Genomic DNA, 20,803 nt, shown 5'->3' on the forward strand with positions numbered 1-20,803 from the left:
ATGGCCGACGGCGACACGAGGCCCGTGCCCCCGGGTCCCCCCCATCTGCCGATAGGCTGGTTGAATGACAAGCAGGGCGACATCCTGGGGACTACGGACCGCGGCGCTCCTAATGGCCGGGACTCTGGCGGCCGGATGCAGTGCGTCTGGCGGCAATGGCCCTGCGTGGACCGCGCAGCCGGGCACGTCCTCCGCCGCCCCGGGCGCGACAGGAACGGGCAGCACTTCGCCGGCGCCGGAGTCTGCTGCCGCGCCGAGCGGGTCGGCCAGTACGACTCCCGGCCCGGCCGCCACAGCAACTTCCTGGAAAACCTTCACCGACGCCGGCCGGACCGTCAGTTTTGACCTGCCCGACGAATGGATTGCCCAGTCCGTCACCCCTGATGACGGGGCGCTGCCCGGCGCGTTGAAGATCGAGGTGAAAAAGCCCGACGGCACTTTCATGGCTGCCTTGCGGACGGGACTGCCGCCGTCAGAGCCTGCTTGCCCGGACGGCGGGAAGAAACCCTATGTGGTCATCAGCAGCGTTCCCTTGGCGCTTCCCGGCCTGACGGGCGAAGGCATTATCGCGCCGCACGCCGTGTACCGCGTGATCCAGGGCTACCGGTACTTCGGCTCGTATGGCATCACGAACATTGTGGGCGGGGCGGGCGGCCAAGCTTGCGAACTGCGCAACGTGGTCCGCGGTCCCGCGGGCAAGGGCGACTACTCGTTCGGCGACGTCATTGCCCTGAAAGCTTTTGCGCCGGATGAAAAGGTGGCCCCTGCCAAGGCCTTTGACACCCTGGACCAGGCCGCCAAGTATGTCAATGAGGGCCCCGACTTCGCGAATGTGCAGCGGATGCTAATGTCTCTGGAGATCAAAAACTAGTCCCGCCTCCGGTGCCATCAGCGCCGGGCCAGAGCGGCTGTTCTGCCACTACCTCACACCCCGGAGATACATGGAACGCACCGTTGCCGCACGCATGGTTTTTAAGACCGTGGCGGATACCAAGGCAGCCTTGGCCGTAGCCGTAGCCAAAAACCCCGGCTACACCTCGTTCGACGAGTCCCTCACCGTTACGGCTGACGGGGCGATGGTCCCGTTCCGCGAGTTGGCCGATTGTCACGGCGGCCGCCTCCACTACATGGAGTTTGCTGATCCGGCCGAGGTGACCGTTGAGTACTCTGCAACAGTTGTAGGACGGGCGGAGCCCGAGGAGTCCACCCTGGCCGACCTCATCCGATATGTCCGGCCGAGCCGCTATGCAGAGTCTGACCGGCTCCTGCCCACCGCTTACGCCGAATTTGGCGGCCTGCACGGTGCTGAACTGCTCCAGGCCGTCAGGAACTGGGTCTACGGCGAGTTGCGGTATGTCAGCGGCTCTTCCCGGGGGACCGACGGCGCAGTGGAAACGCTCCTGCACCGCCGCGGCGTGTGCCGGGACTTCGCACACCTGGCCATCGCACTGTTGCGCTCGAAGGATATCCCGGCGCGGCTCGCGGCCGTCTATGCGCCGGGCCTGGCCCCGATGGACTTCCACGCCGTGGCGGAGGCCCATGTCAATGGCGCGTGGCATGTCATCGACCCCACGGGGCTGGCCCCGCGGGAGTCGATGCTGCGGATCACGGGCGGCCGGGACTCATCCGACACTGCGTTCCTGTCCACCGTGGGCGGGCGCCTGACCTTGAACGAGCTGCGCGTCACCGCTGTGGTCAACGGCCAGCTGCCCGTCGAGGATCCCGCCGGAATGGTGGTTCTGGGCTGACTGGTTCTGCCCTGGCCCGCCAGGCGGGCCAGGGCAGGGCTCTCAGCCCGCCGTTACTTCACCGGTTTGGCGCCGACGGAATCACGGAGCTTTTCGGTCAGCCGCTGAAGCTCCTTCTGCTCTGCAGCCGTCAGGGCCGTCCCCACCAGGTTGGAGATGTCCCGCACGTGCTCGCGGCCGATCTCCTTCTGCAGTGCTGCCCCTTCCTCGGTGAGCTTCAACAGCACGCCCCGGCCGTCGTCGGGGGCGGGCATCCGGTCCACGAGGCCGCGCTTTTCCAGCCGCTCCACCAACCGGCTGAGGCTCGACTGGCTGAGGAGGACGTGGTCATTGAGCTCATTGAGGCGCAGCCATCCGGACGGACACCGGGAGAGCGTAAACAGGACGTCGTACTCGTTGATGGCCACATTCTTGAAGGCCTTGCCTGCCTGGAGTCTGCGCATGACCGCAACCTGAGCCCGGAACAGGGATTCCCAGGTTTCCGCTGCCAGCCGGCTCGGAGCTTCCTTACCTTCGGTAGCCATCACGCCTCCGAGGATGCTTTTTCGGTTGCCTGGGATGCCATGAGGGCAGCTACGCGGCTGGCGTGGGTAGGGGGATCCGGCACGTGTGCCGGCTTCTTGGCCGCATACTCTTTACGCAGGACCGGGAGGACTTCCTCGCCGAAGAGGTCCAGCTGTTCGAGGACAGTCTTCAGGGGCAGGCCGGCATGGTCGATGAGGAACAGCTGGCGCTGGTAGTCGCCGAAGTACTCACGGAACGTGAGGGTCTTCTCGATCACTTCCTGCGGGCTGCCCACGGTGAGGGGAGTCTGCGATGTGAAGTCCTCCATCGACGGGCCGTGGCCGTAGACGGGTGCGTTGTCGAAGTAGGGGCGGAATTCCTTGACGGCGTCCTGGGAGTTCTTGCGCATAAAGAACTGGCCGCCGAGCCCCACGATTGCCTGGTCCGCCTTGCCGTGGCCGTAGTGCTCGTAGCGCTCGCGGTAGAGGCCGATCAGCTGCTGGTAGTGCTCCTTGGGCCAGAAGATGTTGTTCGCGAAGAAGCCGTCGCCGTAGTAGGCGGCCACTTCGGCGATCTGCGGCGTGCGGATGGAACCGTGCCACACAAAGGGGGCGACGCCGTCGAGCGGCCGCGGCGTAGAGGTGAAGTTCTGCAGCGGGGTGCGGAACTTGCCGGACCAGTTGACAGTGTCCTCATCCCAGAGGCGGCGCAGCAGGCTGTAGTTCTCGATGGCCAGTTCAACGCCGTCCTGGATGTTCTTGCCGAACCAGGGGTAGACAGGGGCGGTGTTGCCGCGGCCCAGGACCAGGTCCACGCGGCCGTCGGCCAGGTGCTGGAGCATGGCGAAGTCTTCCGCGATCTTGACGGGATCGTTGGTGGTGATCAGCGTGGTGGCCGTCGAAAGGGTGATCCGCTCAGTCTGGGCGGCGATGTAGGCCAGCGTTGTGGTGGGCGACGAGGAGAAGAACGGGCGGTTGTGGTGTTCGCCGATGGCATAGACATCCATGCCAATTTCTTCGACTTTTTTGGCGATCGCAACGGACGCCTTGATGCGTTCGTTCTCCGTGGGCGTCCGGCCGGTAGTGGGGTCAGTGGTGATGTCGCTGACGCTGAATACGCCGATCTGCATGGTTAGCCTTCCGTTCCTGGACTTCTCTGGGGTTGGTGCCAATATACCAGATTTTCATGCATTTGCATGTATCGCAGGGTATAACGCCGCAGGGAAGGGAATATTCCCAGTTATTCGGGGTCCCCGGCGGCGGCGCGGCGGCCGCTGACCTTGGGGGTCATGCCGGTGGTCCAGTCGCTGAACTCTGCGTCGACGTCGTCCGCCGCTGCAAACTCTGGGCGCTCCTGCATGGCGCGGAGCAGCGACTTGCGTTCCCGCCGCCCCTCAACGAGCCGGTACAGGACCGGCACCAGGACCAGGGTCAATGCGGTGGAGGAGACCAGGCCACCGATCACCACCACTGCCAGCGGCTGGGAGATGAAACCGCCGCCTCCGGTCAGTCCCAGCGCCATGGGCGTCAGGGCGAAAACAGTGGCGAGAGCGGTCATCAGGATGGGGCGGAGGCGCTGCCGCGCGCCGTGCGTGATGGCATCTGCGACGGTCATTCCAGGCACGCCGTTCTGCGGCTTCCGGTACTGGTTTATGAGGTCGATGAGCACGATCGCATTGGTGACCACGATTCCCACGAGCATCAGCATGCCGATCAGCGATGGCAGGCCCAGGGGAACCCCTGTCGCCAGGAGTAGCGCAACGGCTCCCGTGGCCGCAAAGGGAACCGAGACCAGCAGGATCAGCGGCTGGACCAGGGACTTGAAGGTGGCCACCATGATGACGTACACAATGGCGATGGCCGCGAGGAGCGCCAGGCCCAACTGCCGGAAGGACTCTGCCTGCTGTGTGGTGGCGCCGCCGAGTTCCGCGGTCACCCCGGCCGGCAGGGTGACCTCCGCGAGGCGCTTCTGCACCTCGGCGTTCACCGCACCGAGGTTGGAGCCCGACGGCGTGACTGACACTTTCGCGGTCCGCTGGCCGTTGCTGGCGGTGATCGAAACCGGCACGTCCACCTGCTCTACGGTGGCAATGCTGCCCAGCGTCACAGGTCCGCCCGCGGCCGGCAAGGGGATGCGGCGCACCGCGTCAATGCTGGTGAACCGGGTGCCTTTGCCGATCTGTACGGGGAAGTCATTGGTGTCGATCCGGACCGTGCCGGCCGGGATGGGGCTGATCGTGGCGGCCAGGACGCCGGCCACCTGCTGCTCGTTGAGGCCGGCGGCGACCGTTTTGGCCCGGTCCACCTTGACCTGGACCACGGGCTGGCTGGCAGCCAGGTTGGTGGTCACCTCGCTGGCCTCCGGGACACCGGTCATGGCTTCCACCATGGCATCGCTGGCCGTGCGGAGATCCGCGGAGGTCGCCGCCTTGATGGTGATATCCACTGTGGAGGACGTGCCAAAGCCGCCCTGCTGGGAGCCCACGGTAACCTTCCCGGAATCGGCCACCTCGGCCAATTTCGTGCGCACCGTTTCCTGGAGTTTTGCCTGGTTCACTTTCTCGTCCGTCACCACGGTGAACGTGGAGTTGGAGGAGCCGGAGGAGGTGAGCGCGGCGAAGCCCGCCTGCGCGTTGCCGGAGGTGACCTGGACGTTCTTGACGCCGTCAATGCCGCGGAGTACTTCTTCGAGCCTTACCGCCGCGGAACTGGTGTCGGCGAGGCTTGTGCCCGCCGGCAACACCTGGCGGACCGTCATACTGTTCTGGCCGGAATCGCCGAGGAGGTTGGTGGCCAGTAGCGGCGTCATGGCACCTGTTCCGCCAAGGACCAGCAGGGCGGCAACGAGTGTCCACACCGGATGCTTCTGCGTCTTGTTCAAGATCGGCAGGTACGCGCGCTGTAGCCGGCTCTTCTGTTCGGACTCGTGTGCCCTGGCCCGGGCAGCGGCAGCAGCTTCACCGGCGGCGGCGGAGCCCGGAGCGGCAACGGCCGGGCTCTTGAGGAACCAGTAAGCGAGGACCGGAACGATGGTCAACGAGACCAGCAGGGACGCCAGGAGCGCCATGGTGACCGTCAGTGCGAAGGGCCGGAACAGTTCGCCCGCGAGCTCGCCCACGAAAGCGATCGGCAGGAAAACGGCTACGGTGGTCAGCGTCGAGGCAGTGATGGCGCCGGCCACTTCGCGGATCGCGGTGAGGATGGCGGCAACCTTTTCCTCGCCGTAGCTGAGGTGGCGCTTGATGTTCTCGATCACCACAATGGAGTCGTCCACCACACGACCTATCGCGATGGTGAGACCGCCCAAAGTCAGAATGTTCAGCGAATAGCCCGTCGCCGAGAGCCCGATGAAAGTCACCAGAAGCGAAAGGGGAATGGACACCGCTGTCACCAGAGTGGAGCGCGTGGACATCAGGAACACCAGGATGACGGCCACCGCGAAGCCCAGCCCGAGCAGCCCTTCCGTAGTGAGGTCCTTGATGGACTTCTCGATGAACGGGGCCTGATCGAAGACCGCGGTGAACTTGGCGTTGGATCCGAGTTCCGCTTCAAGGGCGGCCAGCGAGTCGTTCACGGCGTGGGAAATGCCCACAGTGTCGCCTTCAGGCTTCTTGGTGACGGAGACCGCCAGCGTTTCCTCGCCGTTGGTGCGGGTAATGGAAGTGCGTTCGTTGTCCTTGAGGCTGACGTCCGCGACTGTGCCGATCGTTGCCCCGTTTTTGGCGCCGCCAAGTGGTAGCGCCCTGATGGTGTCCAGGGAGTCCACCGGGCTGCCGATCTGCAGGGACAGGGTCTTGCCCTGCTCCTCGATGGTGCCCGCCGGGATGAGTGATCCGTTGTTCCCCAGCGCGTTCCGGATGGACTCGATGGTGGCGCCGCTGGCGGCCATCGCCTCGGGACGCGGGAGTACCTCGATGTGCTGGGTCGCGCCGCCCGTAACGTCAGCGCCGCGGACGCCGTCGATCTTCTGAAGCCGGGGGACTGACAGCCGCTGGAGGTCGGCGTTCAGCTGACTCAGTGGCTTGTCGGAGGACACCGCCAGGAACACGATGGGGAAGTCACTGATGCTGCCGGCGAAGGCTTGCGGCTGCACGTCCGCCGGCAGGGACCGCTTGGCGTTGGAGATGGCCCGGTCGATCTGGTTCCGGGCCCGGTCGAGATTTGTCCCGTAGGTGAAGACCATGGTGATCTGCGACGAGCCGTTGCGCGACGTCGAGGAGGTTGACTCCAGGCCCTCCACCCCGTTCAGGGCTGTTTCCAGCGGCGTGCTGACCTGCTTATCCACCACTTCAGGAGACGCCCCCGGCATAGGGGTCAGCACGGTGATCTGCGGGAACTCAATGGAGGGTATGAGTTCCTGCTTCAGCGACGACATGGTGATCACGCCGAACACAGATGCGAAGACTGTGATCAGCGCGATCAGCGCCCGGTTTGCCAGGGAAAGTTGTGCCAGCCGGAACATCGCTTGGTCTCCTGTGGGATTGACGGACTGCTGGGACCGGACCTGCCCGCCAGGCCGGCGATGCGTCAGTGGTGAGCGGGAACGCTTTCCAGCTGGAGTGCCTTCGCGGTGGCCGCTTCGAGCTCGGCAGCAAGGTCCGGGTTCTCGTCAAGCTTCACGCCATAGCCGGGCATCATGTCCTTCAGCTTGCCCTGCCAGCCCTTGAAGCTCTTCGGGAAGGCCTTCTGCAGCAGCTCGATCATGATGGGCACCGCAGTGGACGCTCCGGGCGACGCGCCCAGGAGCGCACCGATTGAGCCATCGCGGCCGGCGATGACCTCAGTGCCGAACTGCAGCACGCCACCCTTCTTCGGATCTTTCTTGATGATCTGTACACGCTGGCCGGCGGTGATCAGTTCCCAGTCGCCGTCCTTGGCCTCGGGGTAGTACTCGCGAAGCGCCTCCACCTTGTCGCCATGGCGCTTGGCCACCTCCTTGACGAGGTAGGCCGTGAGGTCCATGTTGTCCTTGGCCACGGCAAGCATCGGAATGATGTTGCTGGGGCGGATGGACAGCGGCAGGTCCAGGTACGAGCCGTTCTTCAGGAAGTTGGTGGAGAACCCGGCGTACGGGCCAAACAGGAGTGAGCGTTTGCCGTTGACGTAGCGCGTGTCCAGGTGCGGCACGGACATGGGCGGGGCGCCCACAGAAGCCTGGCCGTAAACTTTGGCGCTGTGCTGGGCGGCGAGGGTCTCATCGGTGCAGCGGAAGAACTGGCCGGACACAGGGAATCCGCCGTAACCCTTGCTCTCCGGGATTCCGGAGGCCTGCAGGAGGTGCAGCGCGCCGCCGCCCGCGCCGACGAACACAAACTTGGCGTGAATTTTCCCGTGCTCGCCGGAAGCCGGGTACTTCAGCGAAAGGTCCCAGCCGCCGTCGGCCGCTTTGCTAATGCCGGTGACCTCGTGGCCGTAGTTGACCTCGACGCCGTTCTTGCCCAGGTAGGTGGTCAGCTCACGGGTCAGTGCCCCGAAGTCGACGTCGGTGCCCTCGGCTGCGCGGGTGGCGGCGATGCGCTGCTTGGGGTCGCGGCCCTTGACAATGAGCGGCGCCCACTTGGCGATCTGTGCGTGGTCCTCGGAGTACTCCATGCTGCGGAACAGGGTGTGGGACTTGAGCGCTTCGTAGCGGGTCTTGAGGAAGTCGGTGTTGTTCTCGCCGATGACGAAACTCATGTGCGGGACGGTGTTGATAAAGCCCTTCGGCGAGCCGATTAGCTGTTCCTGCACCAAGTGGGACCAGAACTGCCGTGACAGCTGGAACTGCTCGTTGATCAGCAGTGCCTTGGCAGGATTCACCGAGCCGTCCTTGGCTGCGGGGGAGTAGTTGAGCTCGCACAGTGCGGCGTGGCCTGTTCCGGCATTGTTCCAGGGGTCGGAGCTTTCCAGACCCGGCTGGTCCAGGCGTTCAAACAGGGAAATGGTCCAGTTCGGCTCGAGCTGCTTGATGAACGCCCCGAGGGTGGCGCTCATGATGCCGCCGCCAATCAGTACGACGTCGGCATGTTGGGTCTTGGATATGAAGGTCACAATCAGTCTCCGATAGCAGCGGCTCTGGCTGTCACAGAATATCCCTGCCCGGGCCTCATACTGAAATTGGGCCCGGCCGTCAAGGCTTTAGCTGCACCTTCGTGAAAACTTCACTTAGTACCGGGGACGCCGGGTAGCTACTGACGCGGTCCGAGAGAGCAAGCGCCGAAATCGGGAAGGCGATCGGAACAGCCGGGACAGTGGCGGCAATTTGGGCATTGATGGTGTGGTACTGCTCATCACGTTCCTTGCCGGCGGGCAGGCCCCGGGCCCGGTTGATCTTGGAGAAGACCTGTGGATCGTGGTACCCGAACTCGCCGTTCTTTTCCCCGAAAAGGGGCCCCACGAAGTTTTCGGCGTCTGAATAGGCGCCGTTCCAGCCGAGCAGGTGCAGGGCGTGGTCCCCGGGCGACTGGACCTTTTGGAGGTAGCCGTCGGACCAGTCCACCGGGACCGGCTTGATGTTGAACCCGACGGCGGTTAGTTGCCTGCTGAGCTCCGCATAGATTTTCTCCGGCGTGGGAAGGTAGGGCCGGGTGGCGTTCAGCGGGTAGTAGAACCGGAGCTCTTCTCCGGCGTAGCCGGCTTCTGCAAGGTTGGCCTTTGCCTTGGCCGGGTCGTGGCCCAACTCCGGGGCTTCGTTGTTGAAGCCGCTGATCTTGGGCGGGACGAATTGTGTGGCCTTGGCCGTGTTGTCGATGAAGAACTTGCGGATCAGGGTGTCTTTGTCGATCGCCATCTCAATGGCTTGGCGGATCTTAAGGTTCTGCAGGATCGGGATTTCCTGGTTCATGCCGAGGTACATGACGGAGAAGGGGTCGCGCTGGACAATTTGCATGCCCCGTTTGACGAGTTGATCGAAGTTCCCCACTGTCACGGCGTCGTAACCGTCGATCTTGCCGTCCAGCAGGGCCTGCAGGCGTGTCTGGGGGTGGTCGTACGTGACGAAGTTAATGGTGGCGATCTGGCCGCGGTCACCCCAGTAGTCCTTGTGGCTGACCAAACGGACACTGGTTTCGTCCCAGGCGGCCAGGCTGTACGGACCAGTTCCCACAGGATTCGTGGCAAAGGTCGAGAGGGGGTTGCTGTGTCGCGTCTGGTTGAGCACGTCCGCTGTACCGGCGGCCAAGGCTGCAGGGGAAGCGATGGCGAAGGCAGGCAGGGTAAGCGCTTGGAGGAACGCTGTGAAGGGCTGGGTGAGGTCGATCCGGACCGTGTCAGGGGCCTCTGCGGTACAGCTTTTGAAGATGGAGAGGGCAGCGTCGTCGGAGTGCGCCTTGAACACACTCTTGAATGTGATTCCCGGTGCCTTCGCCCGCAGTTCCGGGGAGAAAGCGAACCAGCGGTTGAAGTTGTAGCAGACGGCATCGGCATTGAACGGCGTTCCGTCCTGGAATAAAACGTCCGTGCGGAGTTTAAAGGTGTAACTGCGGCCTTCGTTCGAGTCGGTCCATTCCGTCGCCAGCAGCGGGGTGGGCTTTCCGGTGGTCTGGTCAACCCCCACCAGGCCTTCCAGGATCTGCCGGGTGATCCGGTAGCTTTCCACATCGCTCGAGAGGGCCGGGTCCAGTCCCAGCGGCTGGGACGCCGTGCCGAACGTGAACGTTTGGGTGGGTTCCGATCGCGTGGCGGGCGTTGTGGGCGACGTGGACGACGGCGACGGCGTGGGGGTGCCGGTACAGGCCGTCAGGCCTAACGCCATGAGAACGGCGCTTGTCTTGATGACTGTTCGCCGCGATGTACTGCTGGGCACTCGTCTATCACCTCTGGGCTGTTCTGGCCGGCGCCGCCATCTGCGGGCCAGGGACACAGTCTAATTGACGGGGCTTGGTGTTCCCGGTAGCCGCGTTACCCTCGCAGAGCGGAGGCCCGTTCCTCATAGGAACGGGCCTCCGCGAATCCCTTGTGCCGCCGTGCCGGCAGCAGTCCGGACGGATTACTTGGGCATCAGTACCGAGTCGATCAGGTAAACGGTGGCGTTCTTGGTTTTGACGCCGCCGCAGATGACGTTGGCGCCGTCGACCTTAAGAGCGTTGCCGCTGCCGGTCACGGTGACAGAACCGCCCTGGACCGTGGCGTGGGTGCCGGCGATCTTGTCCGGCGTGATCTGGCCGGGGACAACGTGGTAGGTCAGGATCTTGCTCAGCAGGGCGTCGTCGGTCTTAAGTGTCCCGATGGTTGCCGCGTCGATCTTTGCGAAGGCATCGTCCACCGGCGCGAAGACCGTGAATTCGCCGCCGTTGAGCGTGTCCACCAGGTTCACTTTGGGGTTCAGCTTGCCGGACACAGCGGCCGTGAGCGTGGTCAGGATGGGGTTGTTTGAGGCGGCGACAGCCACCGGGTCGAGGGCCATGCCGGCCACGGAACCTGCGCCGGTGGGGACCTTCTCGGCGTAACCGGCGCAGCCTGCGCCTACCAGGTTTGCTGCCGGATCCATGGCGGCGGCGCTGGCGGTCTTCGACGGTGACGGGGCCATGCTGGACGTCGTCGGTGCAGCGGACGGAGCGGAGGAGCTCGGCGCCGTCGTGGTGGATCCGCCGCAAGCGGTAAGGCTCAGCAGGGCGGCAGCTGCTACGCCTGCGACGGTGAAGGATGTGCGCTTGAGTGACTGCATTTCGGTTCTCCTTGTTTTTTGGTTTCTGCCGATTTCTTGCCTGCCGCAGACGTGGTGCCTGCCGCGTGACCTTTTCCGACTATCGGGCACCTGCCCTTGGCTGGTGTCTCATGGGGTATTCGGGCGGAGTTCCGGGATGGATGGGTGGATCGAAAAGACTTCTTTAATCGCTCCCCAAATTGGAGTCATTGGGTTAAATGCAGAGTTCCCGGGCCGTGAGGCCCGGGAACTCTGCATATGGGTGCGCAAGGGGGGACTTGAACCCCCACGCCCGAAGGCACAGGAACCTAAATCCTGCGTGTCTGCCAATTTCACCACTCGCGCTTGGCAGCTGACGTAGGTCCTGCTCCGCCCAGCGGACTGGAGCAAAACGTACGACGGCGGATGCCAGTTTCCATTGTAGCCTCGGCCGGGTGCCCATCCTGTCAGCCCCGGCGCCGCGGCGGCATTGCGAAAGTCTTCGCTATGCCTCCAATTTGAGGTCGCGCCGTAGTTTCGCCACGTGCCCGGTGGCCCGGACATTGTATTGGGCCAGTGCCACGTTGCCGTCGGGATCGATCACCACGGTGGAACGGATCAGTCCCTCGTATGTCCGTCCGTAGTTCTTCTTTTCGCCCCATGCCCCGTAGGCCTCCGCCACAGCATGATCCTCGTCTGAAAGCAGCGGGAAACTGAGATCTTCCTTTGCGGCAAACGCGGCGAGCTTTTCGACGGGATCGGGGGAGACGCCCAGGACGCGGTAGCCGGCCGCGGTGAAGGAGGCTAGATTGTCACGGAAGTCGCATGCCTCTTTGGTGCAACCGGGGGTTGAGGCCGCCGGGTAGAAATAGACGATAGTGTTTGCGCCCCGGCCCGAAGCCAGGCTCACGTCCTGACCCGACGCATCCTTCAAAGTGAAGTCAGGTGCTACGGCACCTGTCAAAAGTCTTTCAGCCAATGTTGATCTCCTTGTTGCAAGCGGGACATAACACCCTAGTAAGCATCCGGAATAGATGCTAACCAGGCTTAGCTATACTTGCAGGTATGCCTGACATGGATCGCTGGCCCACAGGGCGCTTATTATCCACCGCGGCGCGGCTCGTGGAACACTCCTGGAACGAAAAGCTCGGCGCCATCGGACTGACGCATGCCGGCGTGATAGCCATTGAAGTGCTCGCAGCCCAAGGTCCCATGACCCAGGCGCAGCTCGCCCAGTTTGTCCGGGTGCAGGCCCAGACCATGGGCAAGACGCTTACGCGGCTGGAGGCCCACGGCCACATCGCACGCGTACGCAGTACGTCGGACCGGCGCAGCCAGGTGGTTTCCCTCACCGACAGCGGGAGGGAAGCGGCGGTCGCAGCTGTTGAAATGGAGCGTTCCGTGCTGGCCGCGGCAACCATTGATCCTGAGCTCCTGCGGCGTGAGCTTCAGGCTGTCGTCCGTGAGCTGGCCAGTCAGTTCTCATCTCCCGCCGCCCGCGCCCTGGTGGACGGCGCCCCGCTCGGCTAGAAGCGCTGGCGTAGGAAATTCTCGTTGAACCTGCGCATTCGTGCAGGCACCCGTCAACGGGACGGCGCGCGGTGTTGCCGCAGCGCACGGCAGCAGTATCTTGCAGGGTCTTCCCGTCAGCGGGCGAACCGGGCTCTGGATGAGCCATTTCTGAAATATCTTGCGGATAGGCCGCTTCCTCCGGCATAGTTGTCAGTAAACACGCCGTTTCTGCAACATATTTCCGAAAGGACCGGAATGGAAGATGTCGCCGCCATTGGTGCCAGCATCCGCCGGGCCCGGAAGGAAGCCGGCATCACCCAAAATACATTGGCCGATCTGATTGGCACGTCGTCCCGTACGGTTCACGCCATCGAAACGGGAACGGGTAATCCGTCACTGGTTACGGTTGCCGCGGCGGCTAACGCAGTGGGCCTCCATCTCAAGGTTGCCGATGACTGAGGACCTGCGCCGCCTTAAGTTTGTGCGCAGCGCCGACGTTTACAAGGCCGGCCTGCTGGCTGGTCACCTGCACAGAACTGAACGGGGAAGCGTCGCTTTCTCCTACACATCCAAGTACCTGGACTCTCGCAGCCGTCCCGTCAGTACCACGTTGCCCCTCGCCGTGGAGCCGGTTGAGGCGCCCAGCGGGGCGCTGCCATCCTTCTTTTCAGGACTTCTGCCCGAAGGGCACCGGCTCACTGTGCTCAAAGATGCCGTGAAGACCAGCCTTGGCGACGAGCTCAGCCTTCTCCTGGCCGTCGGCGCCGACGTACCCGGCGATGTCCAGATCGTGCCCGCCGGCGAGACACCAGAGGAGCCCCTGCCACTGGCGGACACCTCGCGGCCGGAGGACCTTGACTTTGCTGCCCTCGCCGACGCTGTGGATCCCCATGGCCTGCCAGGGGTCCAGGCCAAAGCCAGCGCCTCTATGTTGACTACTCCACTTGCCCTGGCAAACCGCCGCTACCTGCTCAAGCTGGATCCGCCGCGGCATGCCCACCTTGTTGTCAACGAAGCGGCGCACCTCACAGGGGCGAAGGCGCTGAGAATCCCCATCGCCCGGCACAGCGTCGTCACTGACAGGAACGGCCTGCCAGGACTGCTGGTTGAACGGTTCGACCGCCCCACTGAAGATGGACCCGTTCGTCTGGCACTTGAGGATGCTGCCCAGGTCGTGGACCTTCCACCGGCATCAAAATATGCCGTCAGCTCTGAAGAAGTAGTGCTGGCGCTGGCCGGGCTGTGCAAAGCCAAGCCCGTCGCCATCAGAAACCTCTACCTGCAGTTCGTCTTTGCCTGGCTGACCGGCAACGGTGACCTGCATGCCAAGAACGCCGCAGTGCTGGAAGGCCGCCACGGGGGCTGGGCGGTGGCCCCCGTCTATGACATTCCGTGCACGCTTGTCTATGGTGACGACACTATGGCACTAACCGTCACCGGCAAGGTGAAGAACCTCAAGGCGAAACACTGGCAAGAGTTCGCCGCCAGCATCGGGCTCCCCGAACGGGCGGCCACAGCCGCAAATAAGATCGCGTTGACCGCTGCTCTGGCCATCAACCTGGAGGCCCTGCCCTTCACCGGATCGCCCCTGAACGGTGCAGTCCGGGAGCTCCGGCACCGCCGCATGCAGCTTGGCGCCTGACAGGAGCTCCATTTCAGCCGCATTGCTGGAGAAGCAATTGTCTGCAGATATGCCCTGGCGCGAATTTCGGGCAAAGCGAAACCCCGCCTTCAGGCTTGTGGCCAATGAAGACGGGGTTTCTGTGGTGCACCCCCCGGGACTTGAACCCGGAACCCATTGATTAAGAGTCAATTGCTCTGCCAATTGAGCTAGAGGTGCATCTTTTTGCGCTGACCTTCGGGGCTTTTTCTTTCCCCGTTGATCTCCGCAACGACATGAAACTCTACACGAACTTCCGGTCCATGTGAAATCGACGGGGTGAGGCTGGGGGCTTTCAGGCCGGCGGGCCCAGAACCAGCACAAAATCAGGGTTTTGGTTGTTGGTAAGCAGCCAAAACCCGCCGTCGGGGGTCCGGATGACGTCCCGGATCCTGCCGTATTCCCGTGTGAAATGGGACACAGGCGCGCTCGCCTCCCCGCCACTCAGGGCAAGGGTCCAGAGGCGCTGACCGCGCAGGGCTCCGAGGTAAGCCGTGGAGCCTGCAATTTCCAGCCCGCTGGGTGAGGAATCCGCCGTCGAAGGCCATACGACTTTGGCATCCACGTACTCCTTGCGGTGTGGCGCACCGGTCACCGCCGGCCACCCATAATTGCCGCCCGGCAGGATGAGGTTCAGCTCGTCGTTCACGTCCGGGCCGAATTCGCTGGCCCACAGTCGCCCGTCATTGTCCCAAGCAAGTCCTTGGACGTTCCTGTGTCCGAGGCTATACACGGCGTTGCCGAAGGGGTTGCCCGGGGCAGGCTTGCCATCAGGAGTGATCCGCAGGATCTTGCCGCCGAGCGCGTTGGGGTCCTGTGGCTGCTCACGGCGCTGGGAGTCGCCCGTGCCCACATAGAGGAATCCATCCGGACCAAAGCGGATTCTGCCGCCGTTATGGGTCGATGCTTTGGGGATGCCGGTGAAAATCACCTCCGGGCTGTCAAAGGTCAATGACCCGCCGGTTGCTTCTGCCAACTTGACCCGGGCGATTCGGTTGTCCTGAGGGGAGGTGTAGTACAGGTAGAGGTAGCTGTCCGTGGCAAAGGCGGGGGAGAGGGCGAGGCCCAGCAGGCCACCTTCGCCTGCTGGGCTGACGCCGGGGACCTGGCCCATCGTGGTGGCGTGGCCATCCTTCACGGCCTTGAGAAGCGCAGATTCACGCTCGGAGATAATGGCAGTGCCGTTCGGCAGGAATACGGCCGCCCACGGAATGTCGAGCTGCAGGTCAAGGCGTTTCAGGATTTGTGGGGCAGCAGCCGGGACAGTGGCGGTTCCGTTCCCATCGCTCGGCCCGCCGGGGGCGGCGCCCGTTCCCGCAATACTCCCTGTGGGGGCATCGCTTCCATTCCCCGTGCATCCTGCCAGAAACAACGCCAGGCAGAGCGCCACTGTACCGGCGGGGCGTCCGGCAGCCCGGGCGGCCAGGGCGGGCACTACGGCGCAGTCAGAGGCGGGTTCGCCGCGGAGCCCGGAACCCTGCCGCCTCGGCATGGGCCGCCGACTCAAACCAGACTCCGGCCGTGGTCTGCTCATAGTCGGGGTGCCCTTCCTCGTAGTAGACCATCGTGCCGGCGTCGCCTTTGACCGCGTAATCAGCGGGGCCGCTGCCGTCAGGGCCCGGCGAGGCTGAGCCGGCACCGTAGGGCTGCTCCGCTGCGAGGTGGCCCATCGGTTCAGATGCGCGCTCGTAGCCCGCAGGCGATGCCGCTAGTGGCGCCGGTGCGTCATCAGGCCGCGCCGATTCCCGCCCTCCGGTTGCCGGGCCGTCACCCACGTGGCCGTCTGAAAGATCGCCCATCAGGTCGTCCGCGGCCGCTGTCTCGGCCCCGGGGAGGGTGGGGGCATGCGGGTCGGTGTACTCGGTGTGATGGACGTGGTGGGCGCCCGCGGTTGTCTGCGGGGCGGACTCCGGAGCTGGCTCCGATCCGGCCAGCGGTGTGGCCGCCCCCGATGCGGCGGCAGTGCTGGCACCTATAGTGCCGGCGTCCGCACCGTCGGCAAGCCCGTGCCTGGCCGAATGGGCCGCCCCGCCGGTTTCCGACCACTGTGTTTCCCATTCGCCCTCGGCTTGGCGGTCCGTAGATCCCGGGGTAGCGCCTTCGCGTGAGACCGTCTCACTCGGCCCTGTGGGCTCGGGGCCGGACGCCGGTTCCTGGGCTGCCATGGGTTCCGCAACAACCGACTCCGGTGCGACGACCGACTCCGCGGCGACGGCGGACTCGTGGTGCCCGTCCGCGCCAGACCGCTCCAGGTCCTCTTCGGCCGTAGTAGGGGGAGTGGGCTCCGCCGGGGCGCCGAAACCTGCAGCACCGGGAAGGCCCGCCGTACCGGCGGCTTCTGCTGAGGCTGCCGCGCTGCCGCCGGACAGGCCGCCCTCCGCCCGGTGAGGCGCCGCGCTGCCCTTATTCGTGGAGTTGCTTCGGTTCAGCAGCCACCACACAATGCCCACAATCAGCACAATCACAATGATCCAGAAGACAATGTCCATAGCGGGGCCTTTCAGTCCGGAGGGCATGGTTGCCGTTTCACCGACGGTACGTCGGTGCGAACGGGACTGTCTAGGTCGCTGCAGGGATAGGACGGGCGGTTCGCCGGGGCGCCGGGGCTCCCCAAAGAGTGGGCAGGCGCTGGAACGGCAGCCGAGGACCGCCGCCCTCTCATTATTTGAGACAGGCGTCCAGCATTTGAGCGAAATATTCTTGAAATAGGCCAAAAGTGGCGTCTCCTGGTCTTCCTTATCAGCAGCGGAGCCATAGACTTTGAGCCATGAGTGCCGACGCCCCAGCAACAACCGAGAACAAGCCCGACATTAAGCCCCGCAGCCGGGTCGTCACCGACGGGATCCACGCCGCGCCCGCGCGTGGCATGTTCCGTGCCGTGGGCATGGGCGATGACGACTTCGCGAAGCCCCAGATCGGCGTCGCAAGTTCCTGGAACGAAATCACGCCGTGCAACCTGTCACTGAACCGTCTTGCCCAGGGCGCCAAAGAAGGTGTCCACGCCGGCGGCGGGTTCCCCATGCAGTTCGGCACCATCTCGGTATCCGACGGCATTTCCATGGGCCACGAGGGCATGCACTTCTCCCTGGTCTCCCGCGAAGTCATTGCCGATTCCGTAGAAACCGTGATGCAGGCAGAGCGCATCGACGGCTCCGTTCTGCTGGCTGGCTGCGACAAGTCCCTGCCGGGCATGCTGATGGCAGCGGCGCGCCTGGACCTGGCCAGCGTTTTTCTTTACGCCGGCTCCATCATGCCCGGCTGGGTCAAGCTCGAGGACGGCTCCGAAAAGGAAGTCACCCTCATCGATGCCTTCGAGGCGGTCGGTGCCTGCGCCGCCGGCAAGATGAGCATGGAAGACCTCACCCGGATCGAAAAGGCCATCTGCCCGGGCGAAGGCGCCTGCGGCGGCATGTACACGGCCAACACCATGGCTTGCATCGGCGAGGCACTGGGCATGTCCCTGCCGGGTTCCGCTGCTCCGCCCTCGGCAGACCGCCGTCGTGATGAATTCGCCCGCAAGTCCGGCGAAGCGGTAGTTAACCTGCTGCGCAAGGGCATCACCGCCCGCGACATCATGACCAAGAAGGCGTTCGAGAACGCCATTGCCGTCACCATGGCCTTCGGCGGCTCCACCAACGCCGTCCTCCACCTGCTCGCCATCGCCCGCGAGGCCGAGGTCGAACTGACCCTCGACGACTTCAACCGCATCGGTGACAGGATCCCGCACCTTGGCGACCTGAAGCCCTTCGGCCGTTACGTCATGACCGACGTCGACAAGATCGGCGGCGTGCCGGTCATCATGCGCGCACTGCTCGACGCCGGCCTGCTGCACGGGGACTGCCTCACCGTCACCGGCAAAACAGTTGCCGAAAACCTGGCAGCAATTAACCCGCCGGACCTGGACGGCAAGATCCTGCGGGCCCTGGACAACCCCATCCATAAGACCGGCGGCATCACCATCCTGCACGGCTCCATGGCTCCGGAAGGCGCCGTCGTCAAGAGCGCAGGCTTCGACGCCGACGTCTTCGAAGGCACAGCACGCGTCTTCGAACGCGAACAGGGCGCCCTGGATGCGCTGGACCACGGCACGATCAAGGCCGGTGACGTCGTCGTCATCCGCTACGAAGGCCCCAAGGGCGGCCCGGGGATGCGCGAAATGCTTGCCATCACCGGCGCCATCAAGGGCGCCGGACTGGGCAAGGACGTCCTGCTCCTGACCGACGGCCGCTTCTCCGGCGGCACCACCGGCCTGTGCATCGGACACGTTGCGCCGGAAGCGGCCGACGGCGGCCCCATCGCCTTCGTCAAGGACGGTGACCGGATCCGCGTGGACATCGCCGCCCGTTCCTTCGACCTCCTGGTGGACGATGCGGAACTCGAGGCCCGCAAGGTTGGCTGGGAGCCGCTGCCGGCCAGGTACACCAAGGGTGTGCTCGCCAAGTACGCCAAGCTCGTCCACAGCGCCTCCACGGGCGCCTACTGCGGGTAGCAATTCCGTTGTGCTCACCCCTGGCCACCGGGTGAGCCCAACTAGGTAGCAGTAAGTGTCGTTATGAGCGCTCAAAACGACACTTACTGCTACCTAGTTGGGGGACATGGCCAATTGGTGGACAATGAAGTCCATATAGTGAGATGTGTACCACCCCCGTTGACATGCATCTCACTCAGAGGGAAAACTGACTGCATGATCGCAACCGTTACCGTCGGCACCGCTTTGGGTGTATCCGTCGTCCTTACCAAGCGCGTGGCAGCATAGCCCGACTGGTAACGTACCGTCACGCGCAACCCCTCGAAGAGCCGCCAGGCTGAGGGGTTTTTTTATTTTCCGCAGTTCCAAGAAACACCAATGATCCACAAGGAAGAGTCCGATGAGCAAAGGATCGCCGATCAGCCCCTCGCTGATGGCTACTAAGTCCGCTGGAGCCCCCAAGGCTCCGGAACGTGCCGACCGAACGGCTGACCATGCCGCCGTCGTCACTGATCTTGCTGCTGTCTCTCCTGTCCTTGGGCCGAACAACGTTGTACCCCCAACGGTGATGACCGGCTCAGAAGCTATTGTCCGCTCGCTCGAAGAACTCGGCGTCGACGATATTTTTGGTTTGCCCGGTGGCGCGATCCTGCCTACCTATGACCCCTTGATGGCCTCCAGAATGAATCACATCCTGGTCCGTCACGAACAGGGAGCCGGCCACGCCGCGCAAGGCTACGCCATGGTTACCGGGCGGGTGGGCGTCTGCATCGCTACCTCCGGCCCCGGTGCCACCAACCTCGTCACCGCCATCATGGATGCCCACATGGACTCCGTGCCGGTGGTGGCCATTACCGGCCAGGTATCCAGCGGTGTGATCGGCACCGACGCATTCCAGGAAGCCGACATTGTTGGCATCACGATGCCGATCACAAAACACTCCTTCCTGGTCACCGACCCCAACGACATCCCGCATGTCATGGCCGAAGCGTTCCACCTGGCCTCCACCGGCCGTCCCGGTCCGGTGCTGGTTGATGTCGCGAAGGACGCCCAGCAGGGCAAAATGACCTTCTCCTGGCCGCCGAAGATCGATCTCCCCGGCTACCGGCCGGTGACCCGTGGACATAACAAGCAGGTCCGCGAGGCCGCCAAGCTGATCGCTGCCGCTAGCAAGCCTGTCCTGTACGTGGGCGGCGGTGTGGTGAAAGCCCACGCCTCCGCCGAACTCCGCGAGCTGGCCGAACTGACCGGAGCCCCTGTTGTCACGACGCTGATGGCCCGTGGAGTCTTCCCGGACTCCCACCCGCAGCACGTGGGCATGCCTGGCATGCACGGCACGGTTTCGGCTGTGACGGCGCTGCAGCAGTCGGACCTCCTGATCACCCTCGGAGCCCGGTTCGATGACCGGGTCACCGGCGTGCTGAAGACGTTCGCCCCGCATGCCAAGGTGATCCACGCCGACATCGACCCCGCGGAGATCTCGAAGAACCGCGCGGCCGACGTGCCGATCGTCGGATCGGTCAAGGAAATCATCCCCGAACTCTCCGAGGCCATCCGTTCACAGTTCGAAGCGTCCGGCACCCCTGACCTCACCACCTGGTGGGCCTTCCTGAACAACCTCAAGGAAACCTACCCGCTGGGCTGGACCGAGCCGGAGGACGGACTCACCGCCCCGCAGCGCGTCATCGAACGCATCGGTGCGCTGACCGGACCGGAAGGCATCTACGTTGCCGGTGTGGGCCAGCACCAGATGTGGGCCGCTCAGTTCATCAAGTACGAGCGTCCTCACGCCTGGCTGAACTCAGGCGGCGCCGGCACTATGGGGTATGCCGTTCCGGCCGCCATGGGAGCCAAGGTGGGGGCCCCCGACCGCGTGGTCTGGGCAATCGACGGCGACGGCTGCTTCCAGATGACCAACCAGGAACTGGCCACCTGTGCCATCAACAAGATCCCCATCAAGGTTGCCATCATCAACAACTCCTCGCTGGGCATGGTCCGCCAGTGGCAGACGCTGTTCTACGAGGGCCGCTACTCGAACACCGACCTCAACACCGGCCATGAGACCGTCCGGATCCCGGACTTCGTCAAGCTGGCGGACGCGTACGGCTGTGCCTCATTCCGCTGTGAACGGGACGAGGACATCGATGCAACCATCCAGAAGGCCCTCGAAATCAATGACCGCCCCGTGGTCATCGACTTTGTGGTGAGCCCCGACTCCATGGTGTGGCCGATGGTGCCTGCCGGCGTTAGCAACGATCAGATTCAGGTTGCCCGCAACATGACCCCGGATTGGGAAGAGGAGGACTGAAC

Annotated in this window: 16 protein-coding genes and 2 tRNA genes; 7 read left to right on the top strand and 11 right to left on the bottom strand. The window is 64.1% G+C overall.

Annotation, left to right across the window (positions count from 1 at the left end):
- Positions 1-64: 64 nt before the first annotated feature.
- Positions 65-871: a hypothetical protein gene (locus AB4Y73_RS05390; protein ID WP_441869527.1), complete on the top strand. Its 807-nt coding sequence runs from the start codon at positions 65-67 to the stop codon at positions 869-871.
- Positions 872-941: 70 nt separating this feature from the next.
- Positions 942-1,748 (top strand): transglutaminase-like domain-containing protein, encoded by an 807-nt coding sequence (locus AB4Y73_RS05395; protein WP_441869530.1) that lies wholly within the window; start codon positions 942-944, stop codon positions 1,746-1,748.
- 53 nt (positions 1,749-1,801) lie between these two features.
- Here the strand turns inward: AB4Y73_RS05395 and AB4Y73_RS05400 are convergent, their stop codons facing one another.
- The 8 genes from AB4Y73_RS05400 to bcp form a co-directional block, all read right to left on the bottom strand.
- Positions 1,802-2,272 carry a MarR family winged helix-turn-helix transcriptional regulator gene (locus tag AB4Y73_RS05400; protein ID WP_441869533.1) on the bottom strand — a complete coding sequence of 157 codons (471 nt, stop codon included), beginning with the start codon at positions 2,270-2,272 and terminating at the stop codon, positions 1,802-1,804.
- Positions 2,272-3,381, bottom strand: coding sequence for an LLM class flavin-dependent oxidoreductase (locus tag AB4Y73_RS05405; protein ID WP_441869536.1), 1,110 nt, complete (start codon positions 3,379-3,381; stop codon positions 2,272-2,274). The genes AB4Y73_RS05400 and AB4Y73_RS05405 overlap by 1 nt, the downstream gene beginning before the upstream one ends.
- A gap of 110 nt (positions 3,382-3,491) precedes the next feature.
- On the bottom strand, positions 3,492-6,713 hold the full coding sequence (locus AB4Y73_RS05410; RefSeq protein ID WP_441869539.1) for an efflux RND transporter permease subunit: 3,222 nt from the start codon (positions 6,711-6,713) through the stop codon (positions 3,492-3,494).
- A gap of 65 nt (positions 6,714-6,778) precedes the next feature.
- Positions 6,779-8,281: a malate:quinone oxidoreductase gene (locus tag AB4Y73_RS05415; protein ID WP_441869542.1), complete on the bottom strand. Its 1,503-nt coding sequence runs from the start codon at positions 8,279-8,281 to the stop codon at positions 6,779-6,781.
- Positions 8,282-8,360: 79 nt separating this feature from the next.
- Positions 8,361-9,983 carry an ABC transporter substrate-binding protein gene (locus AB4Y73_RS05420; protein ID WP_441869810.1) on the bottom strand — a complete coding sequence of 541 codons (1,623 nt, stop codon included), beginning with the start codon at positions 9,981-9,983 and terminating at the stop codon, positions 8,361-8,363.
- Positions 9,984-10,217: 234 nt separating this feature from the next.
- The gene (locus AB4Y73_RS05425; protein ID WP_441869545.1) at positions 10,218-10,895 is read right to left on the bottom strand and encodes a fasciclin domain-containing protein; all 678 of its coding nucleotides are present in this window, start codon (positions 10,893-10,895) and stop codon (positions 10,218-10,220) included.
- Between the two features lie 242 nt (positions 10,896-11,137).
- Positions 11,138-11,219, bottom strand: a tRNA-Leu gene (locus AB4Y73_RS05430).
- Positions 11,220-11,358: 139 nt separating this feature from the next.
- Positions 11,359-11,832 carry a thioredoxin-dependent thiol peroxidase gene (gene bcp, locus AB4Y73_RS05435; protein WP_441869548.1) on the bottom strand — a complete coding sequence of 158 codons (474 nt, stop codon included), beginning with the start codon at positions 11,830-11,832 and terminating at the stop codon, positions 11,359-11,361.
- A 95-nt stretch (positions 11,833-11,927) separates the two neighbouring features.
- On the opposite strand from bcp, the gene AB4Y73_RS05440 reads away from it, so the two are divergent.
- The 3 genes from AB4Y73_RS05440 to AB4Y73_RS05450 all read left to right on the top strand — a co-directional run bounded on the left by AB4Y73_RS05440 (position 11,928) and on the right by AB4Y73_RS05450 (position 14,007).
- A complete protein-coding gene (locus AB4Y73_RS05440; RefSeq protein ID WP_441869814.1) occupies positions 11,928-12,383 on the top strand; it encodes a MarR family winged helix-turn-helix transcriptional regulator in 456 nt (151 codons plus the stop codon).
- Positions 12,384-12,620: 237 nt separating this feature from the next.
- Positions 12,621-12,824, top strand: a complete 204-nt coding sequence (locus tag AB4Y73_RS05445; RefSeq protein ID WP_441869551.1) for a helix-turn-helix transcriptional regulator — start codon at positions 12,621-12,623, stop codon at positions 12,822-12,824.
- Complete coding sequence (locus AB4Y73_RS05450; protein WP_441869554.1) at positions 12,817-14,007, top strand: type II toxin-antitoxin system HipA family toxin; 1,191 nt, start codon at positions 12,817-12,819, stop codon at positions 14,005-14,007. The genes AB4Y73_RS05445 and AB4Y73_RS05450 overlap by 8 nt, the downstream gene beginning before the upstream one ends.
- Before the next feature lie 122 nt (positions 14,008-14,129).
- Here the strand turns inward: AB4Y73_RS05450 and AB4Y73_RS05455 are convergent.
- The 3 genes from AB4Y73_RS05455 to AB4Y73_RS05465 form a co-directional block, all read right to left on the bottom strand.
- Positions 14,130-14,205, bottom strand: a tRNA-Lys gene (locus tag AB4Y73_RS05455).
- A gap of 115 nt (positions 14,206-14,320) precedes the next feature.
- Positions 14,321-15,517 (bottom strand): PQQ-dependent sugar dehydrogenase, encoded by a 1,197-nt coding sequence (locus AB4Y73_RS05460; RefSeq protein WP_441869557.1) that lies wholly within the window; start codon positions 15,515-15,517, stop codon positions 14,321-14,323.
- Positions 15,471-16,514 carry a sunset domain-containing protein gene (locus AB4Y73_RS05465; RefSeq protein WP_441869560.1) on the bottom strand — a complete coding sequence of 348 codons (1,044 nt, stop codon included), beginning with the start codon at positions 16,512-16,514 and terminating at the stop codon, positions 15,471-15,473. Before AB4Y73_RS05465 ends, AB4Y73_RS05460 begins: the two co-directional genes overlap by 47 nt.
- 278 nt (positions 16,515-16,792) lie before the next feature.
- Here AB4Y73_RS05465 and ilvD point away from each other — a divergent pair, with 278 nt between their 5' ends.
- Together ilvD and AB4Y73_RS05475 are read left to right on the top strand one after the other, a co-directional pair.
- A complete protein-coding gene (gene ilvD / locus AB4Y73_RS05470) occupies positions 16,793-18,514 on the top strand; it encodes a dihydroxy-acid dehydratase (protein ID WP_441869563.1) in 1,722 nt (573 codons plus the stop codon).
- A 379-nt stretch (positions 18,515-18,893) separates the two neighbouring features.
- Positions 18,894-20,801, top strand: a complete 1,908-nt coding sequence (locus tag AB4Y73_RS05475) for an acetolactate synthase large subunit (RefSeq protein WP_441869566.1) — start codon at positions 18,894-18,896, stop codon at positions 20,799-20,801.
- Positions 20,802-20,803: the final 2 nt, after the last annotated feature.

Source organism: Pseudarthrobacter sp. TAF60_1, from assembly GCF_052113505.1.
Lineage (GTDB): Bacteria > Actinomycetota > Actinomycetes > Actinomycetales > Micrococcaceae > Arthrobacter.